The organism is Streptomyces sp. NPDC058284 (assembly GCF_042881135.1).
Taxonomy (GTDB): Bacteria; Actinomycetota; Actinomycetes; order Streptomycetales; family Streptomycetaceae; genus Streptomyces.
In genome coordinates, this window is record NZ_JBHVYE010000030.1 from 38,311 (window position 1) to 54,733 (window position 16,423).

The following is a 16,423-nucleotide window of genomic DNA, read 5'->3' on the forward strand; positions in this document are numbered from 1 at the left end:
CCGAGCCGCTACGCCCTCACCAGACCCGTACCGACGCCCCCGGCGCGAACACCGGGCTCGTCGCGTCGGCGGGTGGTTCCTTGAGGGGCTCGTCGAGTTCCCGGACCGTGGGTCCCACGCGCGCGGCGATACGGTCGAGCCGCTCCAGGTCGAAGCCGTAGACGCGGGCCGCGTTGCCGCCGACCATGGCCGCGATCTCCTCCCTGGGGAGGCCGGCGTAGGAGATGCGCAGGCCTTCGCGCGAGTAGGGGTACGTGCCCTCGTCGTGCGGGTAGTCGCTGCCCCACATGATCTTGTCGAGGCCGATCCGCTCGCGCAGGGCCGCTTCGTGGGGACGCATGAAGCTGGCGCCGACGAAGCAGTTCTCGCGCCACACCTCGGAGGGGCCCTTGCCCATCGCGTCGGCTAGGCCCGTGCCGAACTTGGCCTCGGCCGTGTCCGGGGTGCCGGTCCTGCGCGCCGCCGCGACGAGCCGTCCGTGGTAGTAGTCCAGCATGTCGAGCACGCCGGGGATCCACCCCGAGCCCTGTTCGGTGAGGACGAGCCTGAGCCGCGGGTGGCGGCGGAAGGCCCCGCCGAAGACCAGGTGCCACAGGGCCCGGTGCGAGAACCACGTCGTCTCGACCATGAACACCGCGCGCGCGGCCGGCTCCTCGCCGAGCGGCGGTGAGGCGGAGCCCGCGTGGTGGTTGACCGGCACGCCCAGCTCGGCGCAGGCCGCCCAGATCGGGTCGTACGCGGCGGAGTACAGCTCGGGCAGGCCGGAGCCCGGCGGGGTGCCGGGCAGCATGAGGCCGCCCGTCAGGCCCGCCTCCACCGACCGGTGGATCTCCTCGACGGCCCGGTCGACGTCGTTCAGGAGGATCTGGAAGACGCCCGCCCTGCGGCCAGGGGCGGCGGCGCAGAACTCCGCGAGCCAGCGGTTGTGGGCGCGCAGGCCCGCCCAGCGCTGCTCGAACTCCTCGCGGGTCGGCGCCGGGGCCATCAGGGACGCCGAGGGGAAGAACGGCGGGATGGTGTTGGGGAAGACGACCTCGGCGACGATGCCGTCCGCCTCGAGTTCGGCGACGCGGCGGTCCGAGTTCCAGTTGCGGTCGGCGGTGTCGGCGAGCAGGTCCTCGTACGGGTTGACGTAGGTGGCCGCCCACGCGTCGAACGCGTCGTGGTGGCGCGATTCCAGGTACGGCCGGTAGTCGAGGAGGTCGGCGCCCGCGTGGCAGTCGGCGGAGATGACGGTGTAGCGGTCCTCGGTCGTACGTGGTGCGTTCATGCGTCCGCCCCCAGTACCGGGAAGTCGTGGTCGGTCAGCCAGTGGCGGCCCACCTCGCGCGAGCGCGCCCAGGAGGCCTCCACGGCCCGCTGGTCGACGTCCTGGCCCAGCTCGGCCGGGGTCGGGCCGATGCGGCGGGCCAGCGGTGCGAGCTTCTCCGTGTCGAAGCCGAAGACCTCGGCGGCGGCGAGGCCGAGCATGCGGCGGCTCTCCGCGACGGGGATGTCGTGGAAGGTCTTCCGCAGCCACGCGCGCGTGTCGGGCCAGGTGCCCTCGGGGTGCGGGAAGTCGCTGCCCCAGAGGACGTTGTCGACGCCGATCTCGTAGCGCTGGGCGAGCTCGCGGCGCTTGGTGTTGGTGGCACAGACGAAGAGCTGCCGGTCCAGGTACTCGTGCGGCGGGCGCTTCAGCTCCGCGAACGGGGAGAGCTTCTTGCCGCCGTGCGCGCCCAGGTAGAGGCGGTCCATGAACCACAGGAGGTTCGGCAGCCACCAGCAACCGGACTCCGCGACACCGAACCTGAGCCCCGGATGGCGCTCGAAGACGCCGGACCAGAGCATGAACCACAGCGGCCGCGCGGGCCACCACGTCACTTCGCTGACGTAGATCCCGAGGTGGTCGCCGTACTCCTGGCGGGGCGCCGCACCGGAGTGGGTGACCACGGGCATCGCGCACTCGGCCGCGGCGGCCCACACGGGGTCGTAACGCCGGTCGTGGTAGGGCGCCTTGTCGACCCACATGGAGGGGATCATCAGTGCGCCGAGCCCCGACTCCTTGGCGCGGCGCACCTCGGCGACGACGCGGTCGGTCTCACCGGTGATGGGCAGCAGGGCGACGCCGCAGTGCCGTTCGGGGTGCTCGGAGACGAAGTCGGCCAGCCAGCGGTTGTGCGCCTGCGCGCCCGCCATGCCGAGCTCGGGGTCCTGGTCGCCGGAGAGGCCGAGGCCCACTCCGAAGGGGGCGGCCGTCCGGCTGTCGACGGCGTCCGCGTCGGGGAAGACGACCTCGGCGGCCACGCCGTCGCCGTCCAGCTCCTTGAGGCGCTGCGCGGTGTCCCAGCCGCCGCGCAGGCCCTCTTCGTTGTCCTGGAACCACTTGGCGGCGAAGGCGTCGTTGCGGATGCCGAGCCGGGTCGCCTCATCGCGGCGGGCGTCGCGCTCGCCGAGGAAGGCGTCGAAGTCGCGGTGGAACCGGCGCTCCAGGTAGGGCCGGTACTCCTCGGTGGGGAGTCCGGCGTGGCAGTCGGAGGAGATGATCAGGTACGGGTCGTTCTGCTGAGCCGTCATCACACGTCCCTCAGTCGGTCCCGGACGAATCCCTCAGTCCAGGATGAAGCTTTCCAGGTACGCCGGGTCGGACCGGTCGAGCATCGACTGCGCCCTCGCCCTGATCTGCCGGTCGCTGTGCTCGCCGGCCGGCAGCAGCCAGAAGCGGCCGGCCGCGATGCCCTCGGCCACGAAGTCCGCGACCTGCTCGACGGGCGTGAACTCCACCTCCTGACCCGCCTCCCTCATCGCGGCCTCCCACTGGCCGAGGCTGCGGTAAGGGGCCTTGCGGGGGCGCGACTTGGCGTAGCGTCCCGGCCGGTTGCGGTGCGACTCCCACAGGCCGGTGCGGAGCATGTGGGGTCCGGGGAAGAGCACGGAGGCGCCCACGCGCGCGTGCTCCGCCTTCAGATGGGCGTAGAGCGACTCGGTCATCGTCACCACGGCGGCCTTGGTGACCGCGTACACGGAGGCGGTGGGCAGCGGTGCGATGCCGCCGTCGCCGGACGAGGTGTTGACGACGTGGCCCGGCTCGCCGCCCGCGATCATCCGGGGCACGAAGGCCTGGATGCCGTGGAAGACGCCCCAGACGTTGACCTCGAAGGCCCACTTCCAGTCGTTCGGCTCGTGCTCCCACATGCGGCCCTCGGCGCCCGAGCCGACGCCCGCGTTGTTGCACAGCACGTGGACGGCGCCGAACTTGTCGTACGCCTCGTCGGCGAGGGCGAGCACCTGTTCGCGCACCCCGACGTCGACCACGCGCGCGTGCACCGTCGCGCCGTCCTCCCGCAGGGACGCGGCGGCCTTCTCCAGGGCGCCCTCCTCGACGTCGGCGAGCACCACCTTCAGGCCGTCCGCCGCGAACCTCCGGGCCATGGCGAGGCCGATGCCGCTCGCCGCCCCGGTGACGACGGCGACCTGCCCTTCCCGCAGCTCCATCTCAGGCGCTCCCCTCGGGCGGTCCGTCGAAGATCTGTGCGGGGTCGTCGTAACGCTGGTGGATGTAGGGCAGCAGGGCCTCCGCGCTGACCCGCTCGACGACCCTGCCCTGCTGGTCGGTGGTCTTCTCGCCGATGGTGATCTCGACGACCGAGCGCACCGGGAGGTCGGCCACCGGGTCGTACATCGACTCGCGCAGCACGACGTCGCCGGTGACGGCCTCCAGTTTGCGGACCTTCTCGTTGCGTACGCAGTGCACGAGCACCGGGTCCGCGTCGAAGCCCGAACCGTCCACCGCGGGCAGGAACTTGAAGTAGAAGTCGGTCTTCCGGACCGGCTCCGGCAGTGGCAGGGCGCCGCTGACCGCGCCGCGCACCTCCACGAACGCGATGCCGTGCCGGGCGAGGCTCGCCCGCACCACGAGGCCGTCGCGCTCGACCTCCACCTCGCCGAGCTTCTTCGGCTCCCCGAAGACCTCGCGCCCGCCGATCAGGGCCCGCTCGTGGGTCATCGGCATCACCAGCGGATACCAGCCCTCCACGTCCCCGTGCGCGGCGGCGACGGCGACCGAGCCCGCGCCCAGCGGGTAGCCGGGCAGGTCGACCTTGCTGATGTTGGCCCGCACCAGGGGGCGCCCGGTGGGTTTCAGCGGCGGCGGCAGGACGGCCGCGACCGCGTCCGGGTCGCTCTCCCAGACGGCCACCACCCCCGTCGACCAGATGTCGGGGAGCCTGGAACTCGCGGTGCGCGCGGCGGCGATCTCCGCCTCGTCGCGCGCTCCGTAGCGCACACGTGTCATGTCGTACCACCCTTCGTCAGCGCGGAATCGGCTCCGCGGCCGGGACTTGCGGCGGTTCTGTAACACAGTTACAACAGTCGTCGTGAAGGGTAAAGAGACACAGCGCGACGATCCCCGCGCGCCGCTGGACCGGGAGCAGGTCCTGGACACCGCCGCGCGTCTCGTCAAGCGGCACGGCCCGCGGGCCCTGACGATGCGGGCGCTCGCCGCCGAGCTCGGCACCGCCGTCACCTCGATCTACTGGCACGTCGGCAACCGTGAGTCGCTCCTGGACGCCCTTGTCGAGCGCACCCTCGCCGACCTCGGCGAGATCCGCGCCACCGGCCGCACCCCCGCGCAGCGCGTCGCCTCCGTGGCCCGCGCCCTGCGCCGCCGGCTCCTCGACCACCCGCACCTCGTGGCGATGGTCCACGAACGGGGCCTGACGGAACGGATGTTCCTGCCCGCCCAGCGGACCCTCGTGCACGAGGTGCACGGGGCGGGGCTGCGCGGCGTCCGCGCGGCCGAGGCCGTGCGCGCCGTCCAGTTCCACGTCGTCGGCCACGTCCTGGTCGAGCGCAACCGCGAACGCGCCCCTGAGCAGCACCCCGGCGAGGAGGAGCTGTGGACGGCACGGACCGCGGAGGACGACGGCGCGCTCGCCCGCGCGCTGGCCGCACCCCTCGATCCGGAGGCGGTGTTCCGCGTCTCCGTCAGGGCTCTGGTGGCCGGACTGCTCGGACCGGGGACCTGACTGTCAGTCGCGGCCCGTATCCTCATGGACCATGCTCGAAGACCGCACGACCGCAGCGTCCGCAGCCCCCTGGCCGGCCGCGTACCCAACGGGGTACGCGGTCGTCGACGTGGAGACCACCGGCCTGGCCCGCGACGACCGCATAGTGTCGGCCGCCGTCTACCGCGTGGACGCCAGGGGCGAGATCGAGGACCACTGGTACACGCTGGTCAACCCCCAGCGCGATCCGGGGCCCGTCTGGATCCACGGCCTCACGACTGCCATGCTCGCGGACGCGCCCCTCTTCGGGGACATCGCCGAGGAGTTCGCGGGACGCCTCGACGGCCGGGTTCTCGTCGCGCACAACGCCGTCTTCGACTGGTCGATGATCGCCAGGGAGTACGCGCGCGCGGAGCGCACCGCCCCCGTGCGCCAGCGGCTGTGCACCATCGCGCTCTCCAAGGAGCTGGCCCTCCCGCTGCCCAACCACAAGCTGGAGTCCCTGGCCGCGCACTTCGGCGTCGAACAGCGGCACGCGCACAACGCCCTGGACGACGCGCGCGTGCTCGCCGAGGCGTTCCGGCCGAGCCTCCATGCGGCGGCCGGCGGCAATGTCCGCCTGCCGCTCCTGGAGTGCAGGCCGCTCACCGAGTGGTCCGACGGCGCGCCCCGGATCGTGCGCCAGTCGACGGGTCCTGCGCCCGTCTCCTCGTACCGCCCCGGGAGTTGGCGCCCCTCGCGCAAGCGGCCGCCGTGCCCGTACCCGAACCCGGGGCGTTACGAACCGGGCAAACCGCTCAAGCAGGGCATGCGGGTCGCGTTCTCCGGGGACACCTCCGTCGAGCGCGAACTCCTGGAGGACCGGGCGGTGGAGGCCGGGCTGCACATCGCGACGAGTGTGTCCCGCCTCACGAGCCTGCTCGTCACCAATGACCCGGAGTCCGGTACGTCCAAGACCGTCAAGGCGCGCTCGTTCGGCACGCCGGTGATCGACGAGGCGGCCTTCGGGCAGCTCCTCCAGGACGTGACGTCCGCCACGGAGCCGTAAGCGCCTGTCTTTGCACCCCCGCGGGCGTCAGACGGGTGATTGCCGCACGACTCGCCCGCCGACCGCTCGCCCCGCACCGCCTCGGCGTCCCACCCTGTGGCGCATGGCACGTTGCGAGGTCTGCGGAAACGACTACGGGATGTCCTTTGAAGTGCACGCGCAGGGTGCGGTGCACGTCTTCGACTGCTTCTCCTGCGCCATCCACCGCATGGCGCCCATCTGCGAGCACTGCCGGTGCCGCATCATCGGTCAGGGCGTCGAGGTGGAGGGCCACTGGTACTGCGGCGCCCACTGCTCGCGCGCGGAGGGGCGGGTGGGCATCGTCGACAGCGTCTGACCGGACCCCGCCGCCCGGCACCCCACGACCCGAGAGGTACCTTCGTGGGGTGTACCGCTTCCTGTTGTCCCGGCAGTGGGTGATCCTCACCCTCATCGCCCTCGTTCTCATCCCCGTGATGGTCGAGCTGGGTTTCTGGCAGCTGCACCGCCATGAGCACCGTGTCGCGCAGAACCAGCGGGTCACCGAGGCACTGGCCGCCGACCCGGTCCCCGCCGAGAGGATCACATCGCCCGGCCACGAGGTGCCCAAGGCGGACCTGTACCGCCGGGTGAGCGCCAAGGGGACGTACGACACGAAGCACGAGGTCGTCGTGCGCCGTCGCACCAACTCCGACGACGAGGTCGGCTTCCACGTCCTGACCCCCTTCGTCCTGGACGACGGCAAGGTCCTGCTCGTCAACCGCGGCTGGATCCCCGCCGACGGCCCGCAGACCGCCTTCCCGAAGATCCCCGCCGCCCCCAGGGGCGAGGTCACCATCACCGGCCGCCTGAAGGCCGACGAGACCTCCGCGGCCAGCGGCATCAAGAACGTCCGCGGCCTGCCGGACCGTCAGATCATGCTGATCAGCAGCGGGCAGCAGGCCGCCAGCCTCGGCAAGCAGGTCCTCGGCGGCTACGTCGAGCAGACCTCGCCCGAGTCGCCCGGCGGCTCCCCCGAACTGATCGGCGAACCCGACCACAGCGGCATCGGCCCGCACATGGCGTACGCGGTCCAGTGGTGGCTCTTCGCCGCGGGCGTCCCGGTCGGCTGGGTCGTCCTGGTCCGCAGGGAGCGGCGCGACCGCGCGGCCGCCGCCGAGTCGCCCGCCGAGGAGACCGTCCCCGCCACCGCCTGATCACACGGCTCCGGGGCTCCGGATTGGCCGGGCCCCTTCGCGGGAAGCCGTTCCCCGTGCATCACCCCATCGAGGACTACGCGCTCATCGGCGACCACCAGACCGCCGCCCTGATCGGCAGGGACGGCTCCCTGGACTGGCTCTGCCTGCCCCGATTCGACTCGGCCGCCTGCTTCGCCGCGCTGCTCGGCGACGAGGAGAACGGCCACTGGCGCATCGCCCCGAAGGGCGCGGGCCCCTGCACCCGCCGCGCCTACCGGCCCGACTCCCTCGTCCTCGACTCGGAGTGGGAGACGGCGGACGGATCCGTCCGGGTCACCGACTTCATGCCGCAGCGCGACCGCGCCCCCGATGTCGTACGCATCGTCGAGGGCCTCAAGGGCACCGTCACCGTACGCAGCACCCTGCGCCTGCGCTTCGACTACGGCTCGGTCGTGCCGTGGATGCGCAAAAGGGACGGCCACCGCATCGCCGTGGCGGGCCCCGACTCGGTGTGGCTGCGCAGCGAGCCCGCGGTGCACACCTGGGGGCATCAGTTCGGCACCCACTCGGAGTTCACCGTCGAGGAGGGCGAGCAGGTCGCGTTCGTCCTCACCTGGCACCCCTCGCACGAGCCGCGCCCGCCGCTCGTCGACCCGTACGGCGCGCTCCGCGACAGCCTGGCGGACTGGCGGGCCTGGGCGGACCGCTGCCACTACGAAGGACCGCACCGCGACGCCGTCGTCCGCTCCCTCATCACCCTCAAGGCCCTCACCTACGCCCCCACCGGCGGCATCGTGGCCGCCCCCACCACCTCGCTCCCCGAGGAGCCCGGCGGCGTCCGCAACTGGGACTACCGCTTCTGCTGGCTGCGCGACTCCACCCTCACCCTGGGCGCGCTGCTCGCGGCCGGCTACTCCGAGGAGGCCGAGGCCTGGCGCAACTGGCTGCTGCGCGCCGTCGCGGGCGACCCGGCCGCCCTGCAGATCGTCTACGGCCTCGCGGGTGAGCAGCGCCTGCCCGAGTACGAGATCCCCTGGCTGCCCGGCTACGCGGAATCGGCCCCGGTGCGCATCGGCAACGAGGCCGTCAAACAGCTGCAGCTCGACGTGTACGGCGAGGTGGTCGACTCCCTCGCCCTCGCCGACCGTTCGGGCCTGCCCACACCCCCGCACGCCTGGAACCTCCAGCTCGCCCTGCTCGAATTCCTGTACGAGAAGTGGCGGGAGCCGGACCAGGGCCTGTGGGAGGTGCGCGGGCCGCGCCGCCACTTCGTGTACTCCAAGGTCATGGTGTGGGTCGCCGCCGACCGCACGGTGCGCGCCCTGGAGGAGAACCCGAAGCTGCGCGGTGACGTCGAGCGCTGGCGCGAGCTGCGGGACGAGGTGCACCGCGAGGTCTGCGAGCGCGGCTACGACGCGGCCCGCAACACCTTCACGCAGTTCTACGGCTCCGCGGAGCTGGACGCCTCGACTCTCCTCATCCCGCGCGTGGGCTTCCTGCCGCCCGACGACCCGCGCGTCATCGGCACCATCGACGCGGTCCGCGCCGAGCTCGGCCACAACGGATTCCTGCGCCGCTACACCGCGGACCAGACGGTCATCGACGGGCTGCCGGGCGAGGAGGGCGTCTTCCTCGTCTGCTCGTTCTGGCTGGCGGACGCCCTGCACATGACGGGCCGCACGAAGGAGGCGCGCGAGCTGTTCGAGAAGCTCCTGCTCCTCCGCAACGACGTGGGGCTGCTCGCGGAGGAGTACGACCCCGCGGCCGGCCGGCAGCTGGGCAACTTCCCGCAGGCGTTCAGCCACATCGGCCTCGTGAACACCGCCCTCGCGCTGTTCGGGGAGGGCGCGGGAGGATAGGGCCATGGATTTGGGACTGAAGGACCGTGTGTACGTAGTCACCGGCGCCACCCGGGGCCTCGGCAACGCCACCGCCCGCGCGCTGGTCGCCGACGGCGCGAAGGTCGTGGTGACGGGCCGCGACGAGAAGACCGTCACCGAGGCGGCCGCCGAGCTCGGCCCGCGCGCCGCGGGCGTCGCCGCCGACAACGCGGACCCGGGCGCCGCGGACGCGCTGATCGCCACGGCGCGCGAGCACTTCGGCGGCTTCGACGGCGTGCTGATCAGCGTCGGCGGCCCCGCCCCCGGCTTCGTCGCGGACAACACCGACGAGCAGTGGCAGGCGGCGTTCGATTCGGTCTTCCTCGGCGCCGTGCGGCTCGCCCGCGCCGCCGCCGCCGAGCTCGGCGAGGGCGGCGTCATCGGCTTCGTCCTCTCCGGTTCGGTGTACGAGCCGATCGCGGGCCTGACGATCTCGAACGGACTGCGGCCGGGACTCGCCGGGTTCGCCAAGTCGCTCGCCGACGAGCTCGGCCCGCGCGGCATCCGCGTCATCGGCGTACTCCCCGGCCGCATCGCCACCGACCGCATGCGCCAGCTGGACGGCCTCTCCCCCGACCCGGAGGCCACCCGCGCCGCCAACGAGGCGGGCATCCCGCTGCGCCGCTATGGCATGCCGGAGGAGTTCGGCCGCACGGCGGCGTTCCTGCTCTCGCCCGCGGCGTCGTACCTGACGGGCATCATGGTGCCGGTGGACGGCGGGTCGCGCAGCGGCTTCTGAGGCCGCCCCCGTCTCGCGCGGGCCGGTCAGCTCACGCGTTCGGCGCCGTGCTTGAGGCCGCGCAGCCGCACCGTCGCCGGCAGGCTCGCGAGGCCCGCCGAGTCGCGGGCGTGCGCGAGGGTCTCGGCGGAGAACCGGTGCAGCGCGTCGGACGGCGTGGCGTGGGGTTCGAGCACGAGCTCCGCGCGCGCCCTCGGCGTGCCGCGCCGCCCGGTCAGGGCGACCTGCGCGCGCCGGACGCCGTCCAGTGCCTCGGCCTCACCGGCCAGCACGTTCTCCATGGCGCGCCCGCGCAGCAGCGCGCCCTCGCCGTCCCCGGTCTCCACCAGGACCTCGGCGAGGCGGTGCCTGCGCAGCTGTGCGGAGAGCCACCACAGGGCGAGCAGCACGATGACCGCGAGGACGGCGATGACGGTGGGCCAGAACCAGCCCTCGTCCCGCCAGCGCGTGCGGTCGGCGGTGCTCAGCAGCACGTCGTGGCGGCCGTCGTGGATCCACCACGAGGGCGGGGGCGCGCCGAGGCCGACGGCGAGCACGGAGCCGCCGAGGACGAGCAGCACGAGTCCGGCGAGTGCGAGGACGACGCGGTTGACGGTGCGCAGCATCGCGCTCACCCCTTCCTGCCGGGCCGGGCCACGTGGACCGAGAGCCCGGGGGCCCGCGCGAGGCCCAGTTCGTGGATGCCGTCGGCCAGCGTGGTGTCCAGGTCGCCGCGTACGTCGTCGAGTTCACGGAAGTGCGAGACGGCGCGCACATCCACCTTGGAACGCGTCATGCGGACCCGCACGGACTGCACTCCCGGCACGTCCATCGCCCGGTCGCGCAGCACCGTCGCTGCCGCGCCGCGGTACAGGCCCGCGCGCACGTCGGAGTGCGTACGCCGCATCGGAAGGACCGCGCGCTGACCGGGCGTCACCGCCAGCAGGAGGAGCCAGAGCCCGATGAGGGCGGCCACGGCGGCGCCGGCCAGTACGGCCGTGTCGTCGAGGGGGCGGTGCCCGAGCTGGTGGGCCAGTTCGCGCCGCCACCGCATCGCCGGGTGGTCGGCCCTGACGGCGACGATGTCGTACAGGAGCAGCCCGGAACCCGCGAGGACCAGCAGGGCGAGCAGGGCCGCGGGCACCCGGCGGGCCGACCAGAAGCGGCGGGCCCTGCCTTCGTCGCCGGAGAGCGTGGGCGGCGGCTGGTAGGCGGACGCGGAGGCCGACTGGTCGAGCTCGCTCCCGAACTGCTCGGGCTCGCTCCCGGACTGTTCGACGACCGGCAGCGGCTGGGTGGCGCCGCCCCCCTGGGGTTCGCTCATCGTGTCCTCCCCTGTGCCCCGGCGCGGACCCGCGCCGAGTGCAGCCGCTCCACCTGGACGGCCACCTCGGGCACGTCCATCCCCGCCAACGCCTTTACCCGCTGGGCGACATGGCGACGCACCGCGCCGCACTGGCCGCCGATGTCGCAGGGGTAGTCCAGTTCGAGGCTGACCCGGATGCGGGCCGCGTCATGGCGGACGGAGACGGTGGCGCGCGGCGGCGTACCGTCCGGCGGAACCGCGTCCACCGCCTCACGGGCCGCCTGCGCGGCGATCTTCGCGACGACCCGGTCGGCGATCCGGGTCGCGCCGCGCTCCTCGGGCGCGACCTGTGCCGCCACCGCTCACCGCCGCCGGTCGCCGCGGCTGCGGAAGAAGTCGCCGGGCTCCAGGTCCCCGTCGAGGAACTTGCCGGCCACGAAGCCGATGGCGCCCAAGGCGGCCACCAGCAGGAACGCCCCGAATCCGCCGAAGTATCCGGCGAATCCGAGAGCCATTCCGGCCACCATGCCGATCACGGCCATGCTCATCGTGCGCTCCTTCGCGAGACGTCCTACTGGAGGCGTCCCTGGGACTCGTCGTCGTCCTCGTCGGGCAGTTTCACATCGCTCACCGCGATGTTGACCTCGACGACCTCGAGCCCGGTCATGCGCTCGACGGCCGCGATCACGTTCTCGCGTACGTCCTGTGCGACGTCCGCGATCGGTACGCCGTACTCGACGACGATCTCGAGGTCGAGCGCGGTCTGCACCTCGCCGACCTCGGCCTTCACGCCGCGCGACACGGACTTGGAGCCGCCGGGGACCCGGTCGCGCACGGCCCCGAAGGTCCGTGCGAGGCCGCCGCCCATGGCGTGCACGCCCTCGACATCGCGTGCGGCGAGCCCCGCGATCTTCTCGACGACGCCGTCCGCGATGGTGGTGCGGCCCCGGCTCGCGGGGTCACCGCCGCCGCTCCGGCCCGGCGCGGACTTCGCCGCGCTCTCGTCCAGGGAATTCTTCTCCAGCGTCTGAGACGCCTTGCGCTGTCCGCTCTCGGTCATCGCCGTCCCGTTCCTTTCGACAGGGGGAACTGCTCCGTCGAATGAGGCTGCTTCTGCGCCCACAGTAAGCGCGGCCCCGCGCCCGCGCGCTCGGGATGGGGCAGGCTGGAGCCATGACGGGAGAGGGTTGGACCCAGGCGGTACGCCGGCAGCTGGGGCTCGGGCGGGTGCTGCCGCTGGGCGGCGCGGGTGACGGCGCGTGGGTGACGGAATCGGCGGTGGACGCAGCGTTGCGCCGGATGGCTGACAACGTCACCGGTGTGCGCCTCGGCACGCTCCGCGTCGCGCCCGCCGATCCGGAGCACGCGCAGGAGCCTGCGGTGCCGCCGCCGCCGAGCGCGCTGCCGCCGGGGCCGCTGCGGATCACCGCGGACTTCGCGGCCGTGACCGGCGAGCCGCTGCCCGCGGCGGCGGACCGGCTGCGCGCCGCGCTGACCACCGCGGCGCACCGGGTCGGCCTGCGGGCCGACGCGGTGGATCTGGAGGTGACGGCTCTGCTCGACGAGGGCGCGGACGCCGGCGTACGCCCACAGGGTGACCCCGCGCCCGCGGGGCACTCCGGTGACGAGGAGGGGGACGGCGGGGAGAGCGGGGGCGAGCCGCGCGACGGTGACGCCGCACGCGTCGAGCAGGCCGTCCTCTCGGTGCCCGGGGTGGCCGGGCTCACCGGGGTGCTCGGCCGGGCCGTGCACATCGAGGAGCGCCCGGAGGCGGCAGCGCTGCCGCGCCGCCACGCGCGCGTGGAGCTCGCTACGGACGGCGGGCACCGCGCTCTGGACGTGGCGCTCGCGGTCCGCGCGGCGGTCGGCGCCGCCCTGCCCGACCATCCGTCGGTGGCCGTGCTGGTCACCGAGGTGGGCTGAGAGCCTGTGTCATATCCCCGGTCGGATCAGTGGGCGTCGTCTGGTGCGTGCGATCGCAAGGCGCCGGAAAGTCCTCGTAGCAGAGCTACTAGGGCTTTTCGGCAACGCGGCGAGCGTGCGTGCCAGGCGGCGACCACCCGGCCGGGGATATGACACAGGCTCTGAGAGCCCGCGGCGACGGTGCCGGGTCAGTCGCCGAGGCCCGCGAGGTCCCGGAGCCTGCGTCCCTGTGCGGCGCGCTCGGCGACGCGCTGCTCCTCGTAGGAGCGGCCCGCGGCGCCCTGCAGCAGCGCCTTGGTCTCGATGACGGCGTCGCGGGGCGCGGCGACGAGCGCGGCGGCCAGGTCCTTGGCGGTCGCGTCGAGTTGGTCCACGGGGACGACGAGGTTGGCCAGGCCGGTGCGCTCGGCCTCGTCCGCGTGGACGAAGCGTCCGGTGGCGCAGATCTCCAGTGCGCGGGCGTAGCCGACGAGGCCCACCAGCGGATGCGTGCCGGTGAGGTCGGGGACCAGGCCCAGGCTGGTCTCGCGCATGGCGAACTGCACGTCGTCGGCCGCGATGCGCAGATCGCAGGCGAGCGCGAGCTGGAAGCCCGCGCCGATGGCGTGGCCCTGGACGGCGGCGATGGACACGATGTCGCTCCGCCGCCACCAGGTGAACGCCTCTTGGTACTCGGCGATCGTGGCGTCGAGTACGCAGTCCTCACCGCGTGCCAGATCGATGAAGGACGGCTCGCCGTCGAAGCCCTCGGGCGTGAACGCCTGCCGGTCGAGGCCCGCGGAGAAGGACTTGCCCTCACCGCGCAGCACCACGACGCGGACGCTGCCGGGCAGCCGCTGACCTGCCTCCGTCAACGCCCTCCACAGCGCGGGAGATTGGGCGTTGCGCTTGGCCGGATTGGTCAGCGTCACCGTGGCGACGGCCTCGTCGATGGTGAGGCGTACGCCGTCCTTGTCGAGAACCGGTGCGAGCTCGCTGTCGGACGAAGCCATGGGTGCCTCCGATGGGGTGCGGTCGGGCCGGACGCACGGATGCGCCCGCAAGTGACTGCACAGTAACCACCCGGCCGGTCTGTCGGCCGACCGGGTGGTCACCATCGGAGCATGGGACAGCCTGCCTCCTGCCGTCAGCCGGCGGCGGCCTTCTTGCCTCGCGTCGCCCCGCCGCGTCCCCGCAGCGTGACGCCGGACTCGCTGAGCATGCGGTGCACAAAACCGTAGCTCCGGCCGGTCTCCTCGGCCAACGCCCGGATGCTCGCACCGCCGTCGTACTTCTTCTTCAGGTCTGCCGCGAGCTTGTCGCGCGCGGCGCCGGTTACCCGGCTGCCCTTCTTCAGAGTCTCGGCCACCCGTGCCTCCTCATGGGAAGTGCGCTCTGGACTTCTCATGATCACCCCTCTCGGCGTTCCTGGCCACCCATTCGACAAGGTCCATGCGACGAGGTTGGCCGTCCGAGGCGCCCCGGACACGAGCGGAGTTCACCATTCCGCGCGCTGAATTTCACTCAGCCGAACGGAGACCGCGACGAAGGGGCAGGTCAGGGCGGTGCGAGGGGAGGGAGCGCGACTCCTCGCAGGTCGGCGCCGAAATCCGTGTATGACACACGTCGGTACGAGGACAGCTCACACAGATGAGGGATCACGGATCGGCCGAATGATCCATACCCAGTGGATCAGTCATTCGATCAAGCACGGTGGACGCACCGCCGCCCCGGCACGGGCCTGTGGGGCCACCGGCCTCAGGCGAGGGCGACCAGATCCGCGTAGTCCTGGCCCCACAGGTCCTCGACGCCGTCCGGCAGCAGGATGATCCGCTCCGGCTGGAGGGCCTCCACGGCGCCCTCGTCGTGCGTGACGAGGACGACCGCGCCCTTGTAGGTGCGCAGCGCGCCGAGGATCTCCTCGCGGCTGGCCGGGTCGAGGTTGTTGGTGGGCTCGTCGAGGAGGAGGACGTTGGCGGAGGAGACGACCAGGGTCGCGAGGGCGAGCCGGGTCTTCTCGCCGCCGGAGAGCACGCCCGCCGGCTTGTCGACGTCGTCCCCGGAGAAGAGGAACGAGCCGAGCGTCTTGCGGACCGCCACCAGGTCGAGGTCGGGGGCGGCCGAGCGCATGTTCTCCAGGACCGTGCGCTCGGGGTCCAGGGTCTCGTGCTCCTGCGCGTAGTAGCCGAGCTTGAGGCCGTGGCCCTCGATGACCTGCCCGGTGTCGGGCTTCTCGGCGCCTCCGAGGAGGCGGAGCAGGGTGGTCTTGCCCGCGCCGTTGAGGCCGAGGATGACGACGCGCGAGCCCTTGTCGATGGCGAGGTCGACGTCGGTGAAGATCTCCAGCGAGCCGTACGACTTCGAGAGCCCCTCGGCCATCAGCGGCGTCTTGCCGCAGGGCGAGGGCTCGGGGAAGCGCAGCTTGGCGACCTTGTCGTTCTGGCGCACCTCCTCAAGGCCCGCGAGGAGCTTGTCGGCGCGCTTGGCCATGTTCTGCGCGGCGACCGTCTTGGTGGCCTTGGCGCGCATCTTGTCGGCCTGCGAATGGAGCGTCGCGGCCTTCTTCTCGGCGTTCTGGCGCTCGCGCTTGCGGCGCTTCTCGTCGGACTCGCGCTGCTGCTGGTAGAGCTTCCAGCCCATGTTGTAGACGTCGATCTGGGCGCGGTTGGCGTCCAGGTAGAAGACCTTGTTGACGACCGTCTCGACCAGGTCGACGTCGTGGGAGATCACGATGAAGCCGCCGCGGTACGTCTTCAGGTAGTCGCGCAGCCAGACGATGGAGTCGGCGTCGAGGTGGTTGGTCGGCTCGTCCAGGAGGAGCGTGTCGGCGTCCGAGAAGAGGATGCGGGCCAGCTCGATACGGCGGCGCTGACCACCGGAGAGCGTGTGCAGGGGCTGGCCGAGCACCCGGTCGGGGAGGTTGAGCGCGGCGGCGATGGTGGCGGCCTCGGCCTCGGCGGCGTACCCGCCCTTGGTGAGGAACTCCGTCTCCTGGCGCTCGTACTGCTTGAGGGCCTTCTCGCGGGTGGCGCCCGAGCCGCTCGCGATGCGCTGTTCGTTCTCGCGCATCTTGCGGATCAGGGTGTCCAGGCCGCGGGCGGAGAGGATGCGGTCGCGCGCGAGGACGTCGAGGTCGCCGGTGCGGGGGTCCTGCGGGAGGTACCCGACCTCTCCGGAGCGGGAGATCGTGCCGCCGGCGGGGATGCCCTCACCGGCCAGGCACTTGGTGAGGGTGGTCTTGCCCGCCCCGTTGCGACCGACGAGGCCGATGCGGTCGCCCTTCGCGATGCGGAAGGTGGCGTTCTCGATGAGGATGCGGGCGCCGGCGCGCAGCTCGATGCCGGAAGCGGTGATCACGGGGTTCTCCTGAAACAGAGTGGACGGCGGGAGGGACGACTGAGGTGCTCAGGACCGGTGTCTATGCCGT

Annotated in this window: 19 protein-coding genes; 7 read left to right on the top strand and 12 right to left on the bottom strand. The window is 72.5% G+C overall.

Features of this window, described 5'->3' with window-relative positions:
- Positions 1–16: 16 nt before the first annotated feature.
- The 4 genes from ACFVYR_RS31450 to ACFVYR_RS31465 are packed head-to-tail and all read right to left on the bottom strand — an operon-like array spanning position 17 to position 4,273.
- Complete coding sequence (locus ACFVYR_RS31450) at positions 17–1,270, bottom strand: amidohydrolase family protein (RefSeq protein WP_384257680.1); 1,254 nt, start codon at positions 1,268–1,270, stop codon at positions 17–19.
- A complete protein-coding gene (locus ACFVYR_RS31455) occupies positions 1,267–2,556 on the bottom strand; it encodes an amidohydrolase family protein (RefSeq protein WP_384257678.1) in 1,290 nt (429 codons plus the stop codon). The genes ACFVYR_RS31450 and ACFVYR_RS31455 overlap by 4 nt, the downstream gene beginning before the upstream one ends.
- A gap of 33 nt (positions 2,557–2,589) precedes the next feature.
- Positions 2,590–3,474, bottom strand: coding sequence for an SDR family NAD(P)-dependent oxidoreductase (locus tag ACFVYR_RS31460; protein ID WP_384257675.1), 885 nt, complete (start codon positions 3,472–3,474; stop codon positions 2,590–2,592).
- Between the two features lies 1 nt (position 3,475).
- The gene (locus ACFVYR_RS31465) at positions 3,476–4,273 is read right to left on the bottom strand and encodes an acetoacetate decarboxylase family protein (RefSeq protein ID WP_384257673.1); all 798 of its coding nucleotides are present in this window, start codon (positions 4,271–4,273) and stop codon (positions 3,476–3,478) included.
- Between the two features lie 82 nt (positions 4,274–4,355).
- On the opposite strand from ACFVYR_RS31465, the gene ACFVYR_RS31470 reads away from it, so the two are divergent.
- From ACFVYR_RS31470 to ACFVYR_RS31495, 6 genes are all read left to right on the top strand, one after another.
- Positions 4,356–5,006, top strand: a complete 651-nt coding sequence (locus tag ACFVYR_RS31470; RefSeq protein ID WP_384257670.1) for a TetR/AcrR family transcriptional regulator — start codon at positions 4,356–4,358, stop codon at positions 5,004–5,006.
- Between the two features lie 31 nt (positions 5,007–5,037).
- Positions 5,038–6,033: a DEDDh family exonuclease gene (locus tag ACFVYR_RS31475; protein ID WP_384257668.1), complete on the top strand. Its 996-nt coding sequence runs from the start codon at positions 5,038–5,040 to the stop codon at positions 6,031–6,033.
- Between the two features lie 103 nt (positions 6,034–6,136).
- Complete coding sequence (locus tag ACFVYR_RS31480; protein ID WP_384257666.1) at positions 6,137–6,370, top strand: hypothetical protein; 234 nt, start codon at positions 6,137–6,139, stop codon at positions 6,368–6,370.
- Between the two features lie 49 nt (positions 6,371–6,419).
- The gene (locus tag ACFVYR_RS31485) at positions 6,420–7,208 is read left to right on the top strand and encodes an SURF1 family protein (protein WP_384257663.1); all 789 of its coding nucleotides are present in this window, start codon (positions 6,420–6,422) and stop codon (positions 7,206–7,208) included.
- A 56-nt stretch (positions 7,209–7,264) separates the two neighbouring features.
- A complete protein-coding gene (locus tag ACFVYR_RS31490; RefSeq protein WP_384257662.1) occupies positions 7,265–9,049 on the top strand; it encodes a glycoside hydrolase family 15 protein in 1,785 nt (594 codons plus the stop codon).
- Positions 9,050–9,053: 4 nt separating this feature from the next.
- Positions 9,054–9,809 carry an SDR family oxidoreductase gene (locus ACFVYR_RS31495; protein WP_384257660.1) on the top strand — a complete coding sequence of 252 codons (756 nt, stop codon included), beginning with the start codon at positions 9,054–9,056 and terminating at the stop codon, positions 9,807–9,809.
- A gap of 26 nt (positions 9,810–9,835) precedes the next feature.
- On the opposite strand, the gene amaP is transcribed toward ACFVYR_RS31495, so the two are convergent.
- Genes amaP through ACFVYR_RS31520 form a run of 5 tightly spaced genes read right to left on the bottom strand, consistent with a single transcriptional unit; the run spans position 9,836 to position 12,154 of the window.
- Positions 9,836–10,414 (bottom strand): alkaline shock response membrane anchor protein AmaP, encoded by a 579-nt coding sequence (gene amaP / locus ACFVYR_RS31500; protein ID WP_384257657.1) that lies wholly within the window; start codon positions 10,412–10,414, stop codon positions 9,836–9,838.
- Between the two features lie 5 nt (positions 10,415–10,419).
- Positions 10,420–11,112 (bottom strand): DUF6286 domain-containing protein, encoded by a 693-nt coding sequence (locus tag ACFVYR_RS31505; RefSeq protein WP_384257655.1) that lies wholly within the window; start codon positions 11,110–11,112, stop codon positions 10,420–10,422.
- A complete protein-coding gene (locus tag ACFVYR_RS31510) occupies positions 11,109–11,453 on the bottom strand; it encodes a hypothetical protein (RefSeq protein ID WP_384257653.1) in 345 nt (114 codons plus the stop codon). Before ACFVYR_RS31510 ends, ACFVYR_RS31505 begins: the two co-directional genes overlap by 4 nt.
- Positions 11,454–11,456: 3 nt before the next feature.
- Positions 11,457–11,642 (bottom strand): hypothetical protein, encoded by a 186-nt coding sequence (locus ACFVYR_RS31515; RefSeq protein WP_384257650.1) that lies wholly within the window; start codon positions 11,640–11,642, stop codon positions 11,457–11,459.
- Positions 11,643–11,665: 23 nt separating this feature from the next.
- Positions 11,666–12,154 carry an Asp23/Gls24 family envelope stress response protein gene (locus ACFVYR_RS31520; protein WP_384257649.1) on the bottom strand — a complete coding sequence of 163 codons (489 nt, stop codon included), beginning with the start codon at positions 12,152–12,154 and terminating at the stop codon, positions 11,666–11,668.
- A 113-nt stretch (positions 12,155–12,267) separates the two neighbouring features.
- Between ACFVYR_RS31520 and ACFVYR_RS31525 the strand changes: the two genes are divergently transcribed.
- On the top strand, positions 12,268–13,017 hold the full coding sequence (locus ACFVYR_RS31525) for a nucleopolyhedrovirus P10 family protein (protein ID WP_384257647.1): 750 nt from the start codon (positions 12,268–12,270) through the stop codon (positions 13,015–13,017).
- A gap of 188 nt (positions 13,018–13,205) precedes the next feature.
- Here ACFVYR_RS31525 and ACFVYR_RS31530 read toward each other — a convergent pair whose 3' ends face one another.
- From ACFVYR_RS31530 to ACFVYR_RS31540, 3 genes are all read right to left on the bottom strand, one after another.
- Complete coding sequence (locus ACFVYR_RS31530) at positions 13,206–14,009, bottom strand: enoyl-CoA hydratase/isomerase family protein (RefSeq protein ID WP_384257644.1); 804 nt, start codon at positions 14,007–14,009, stop codon at positions 13,206–13,208.
- Between the two features lie 134 nt (positions 14,010–14,143).
- Positions 14,144–14,365 carry a helix-turn-helix domain-containing protein gene (locus ACFVYR_RS31535; protein ID WP_055550175.1) on the bottom strand — a complete coding sequence of 74 codons (222 nt, stop codon included), beginning with the start codon at positions 14,363–14,365 and terminating at the stop codon, positions 14,144–14,146.
- 389 nt (positions 14,366–14,754) lie between these two features.
- Positions 14,755–16,353 carry an ABC-F family ATP-binding cassette domain-containing protein gene (locus tag ACFVYR_RS31540; RefSeq protein ID WP_384257642.1) on the bottom strand — a complete coding sequence of 533 codons (1,599 nt, stop codon included), beginning with the start codon at positions 16,351–16,353 and terminating at the stop codon, positions 14,755–14,757.
- Positions 16,354–16,423: the final 70 nt, after the last annotated feature.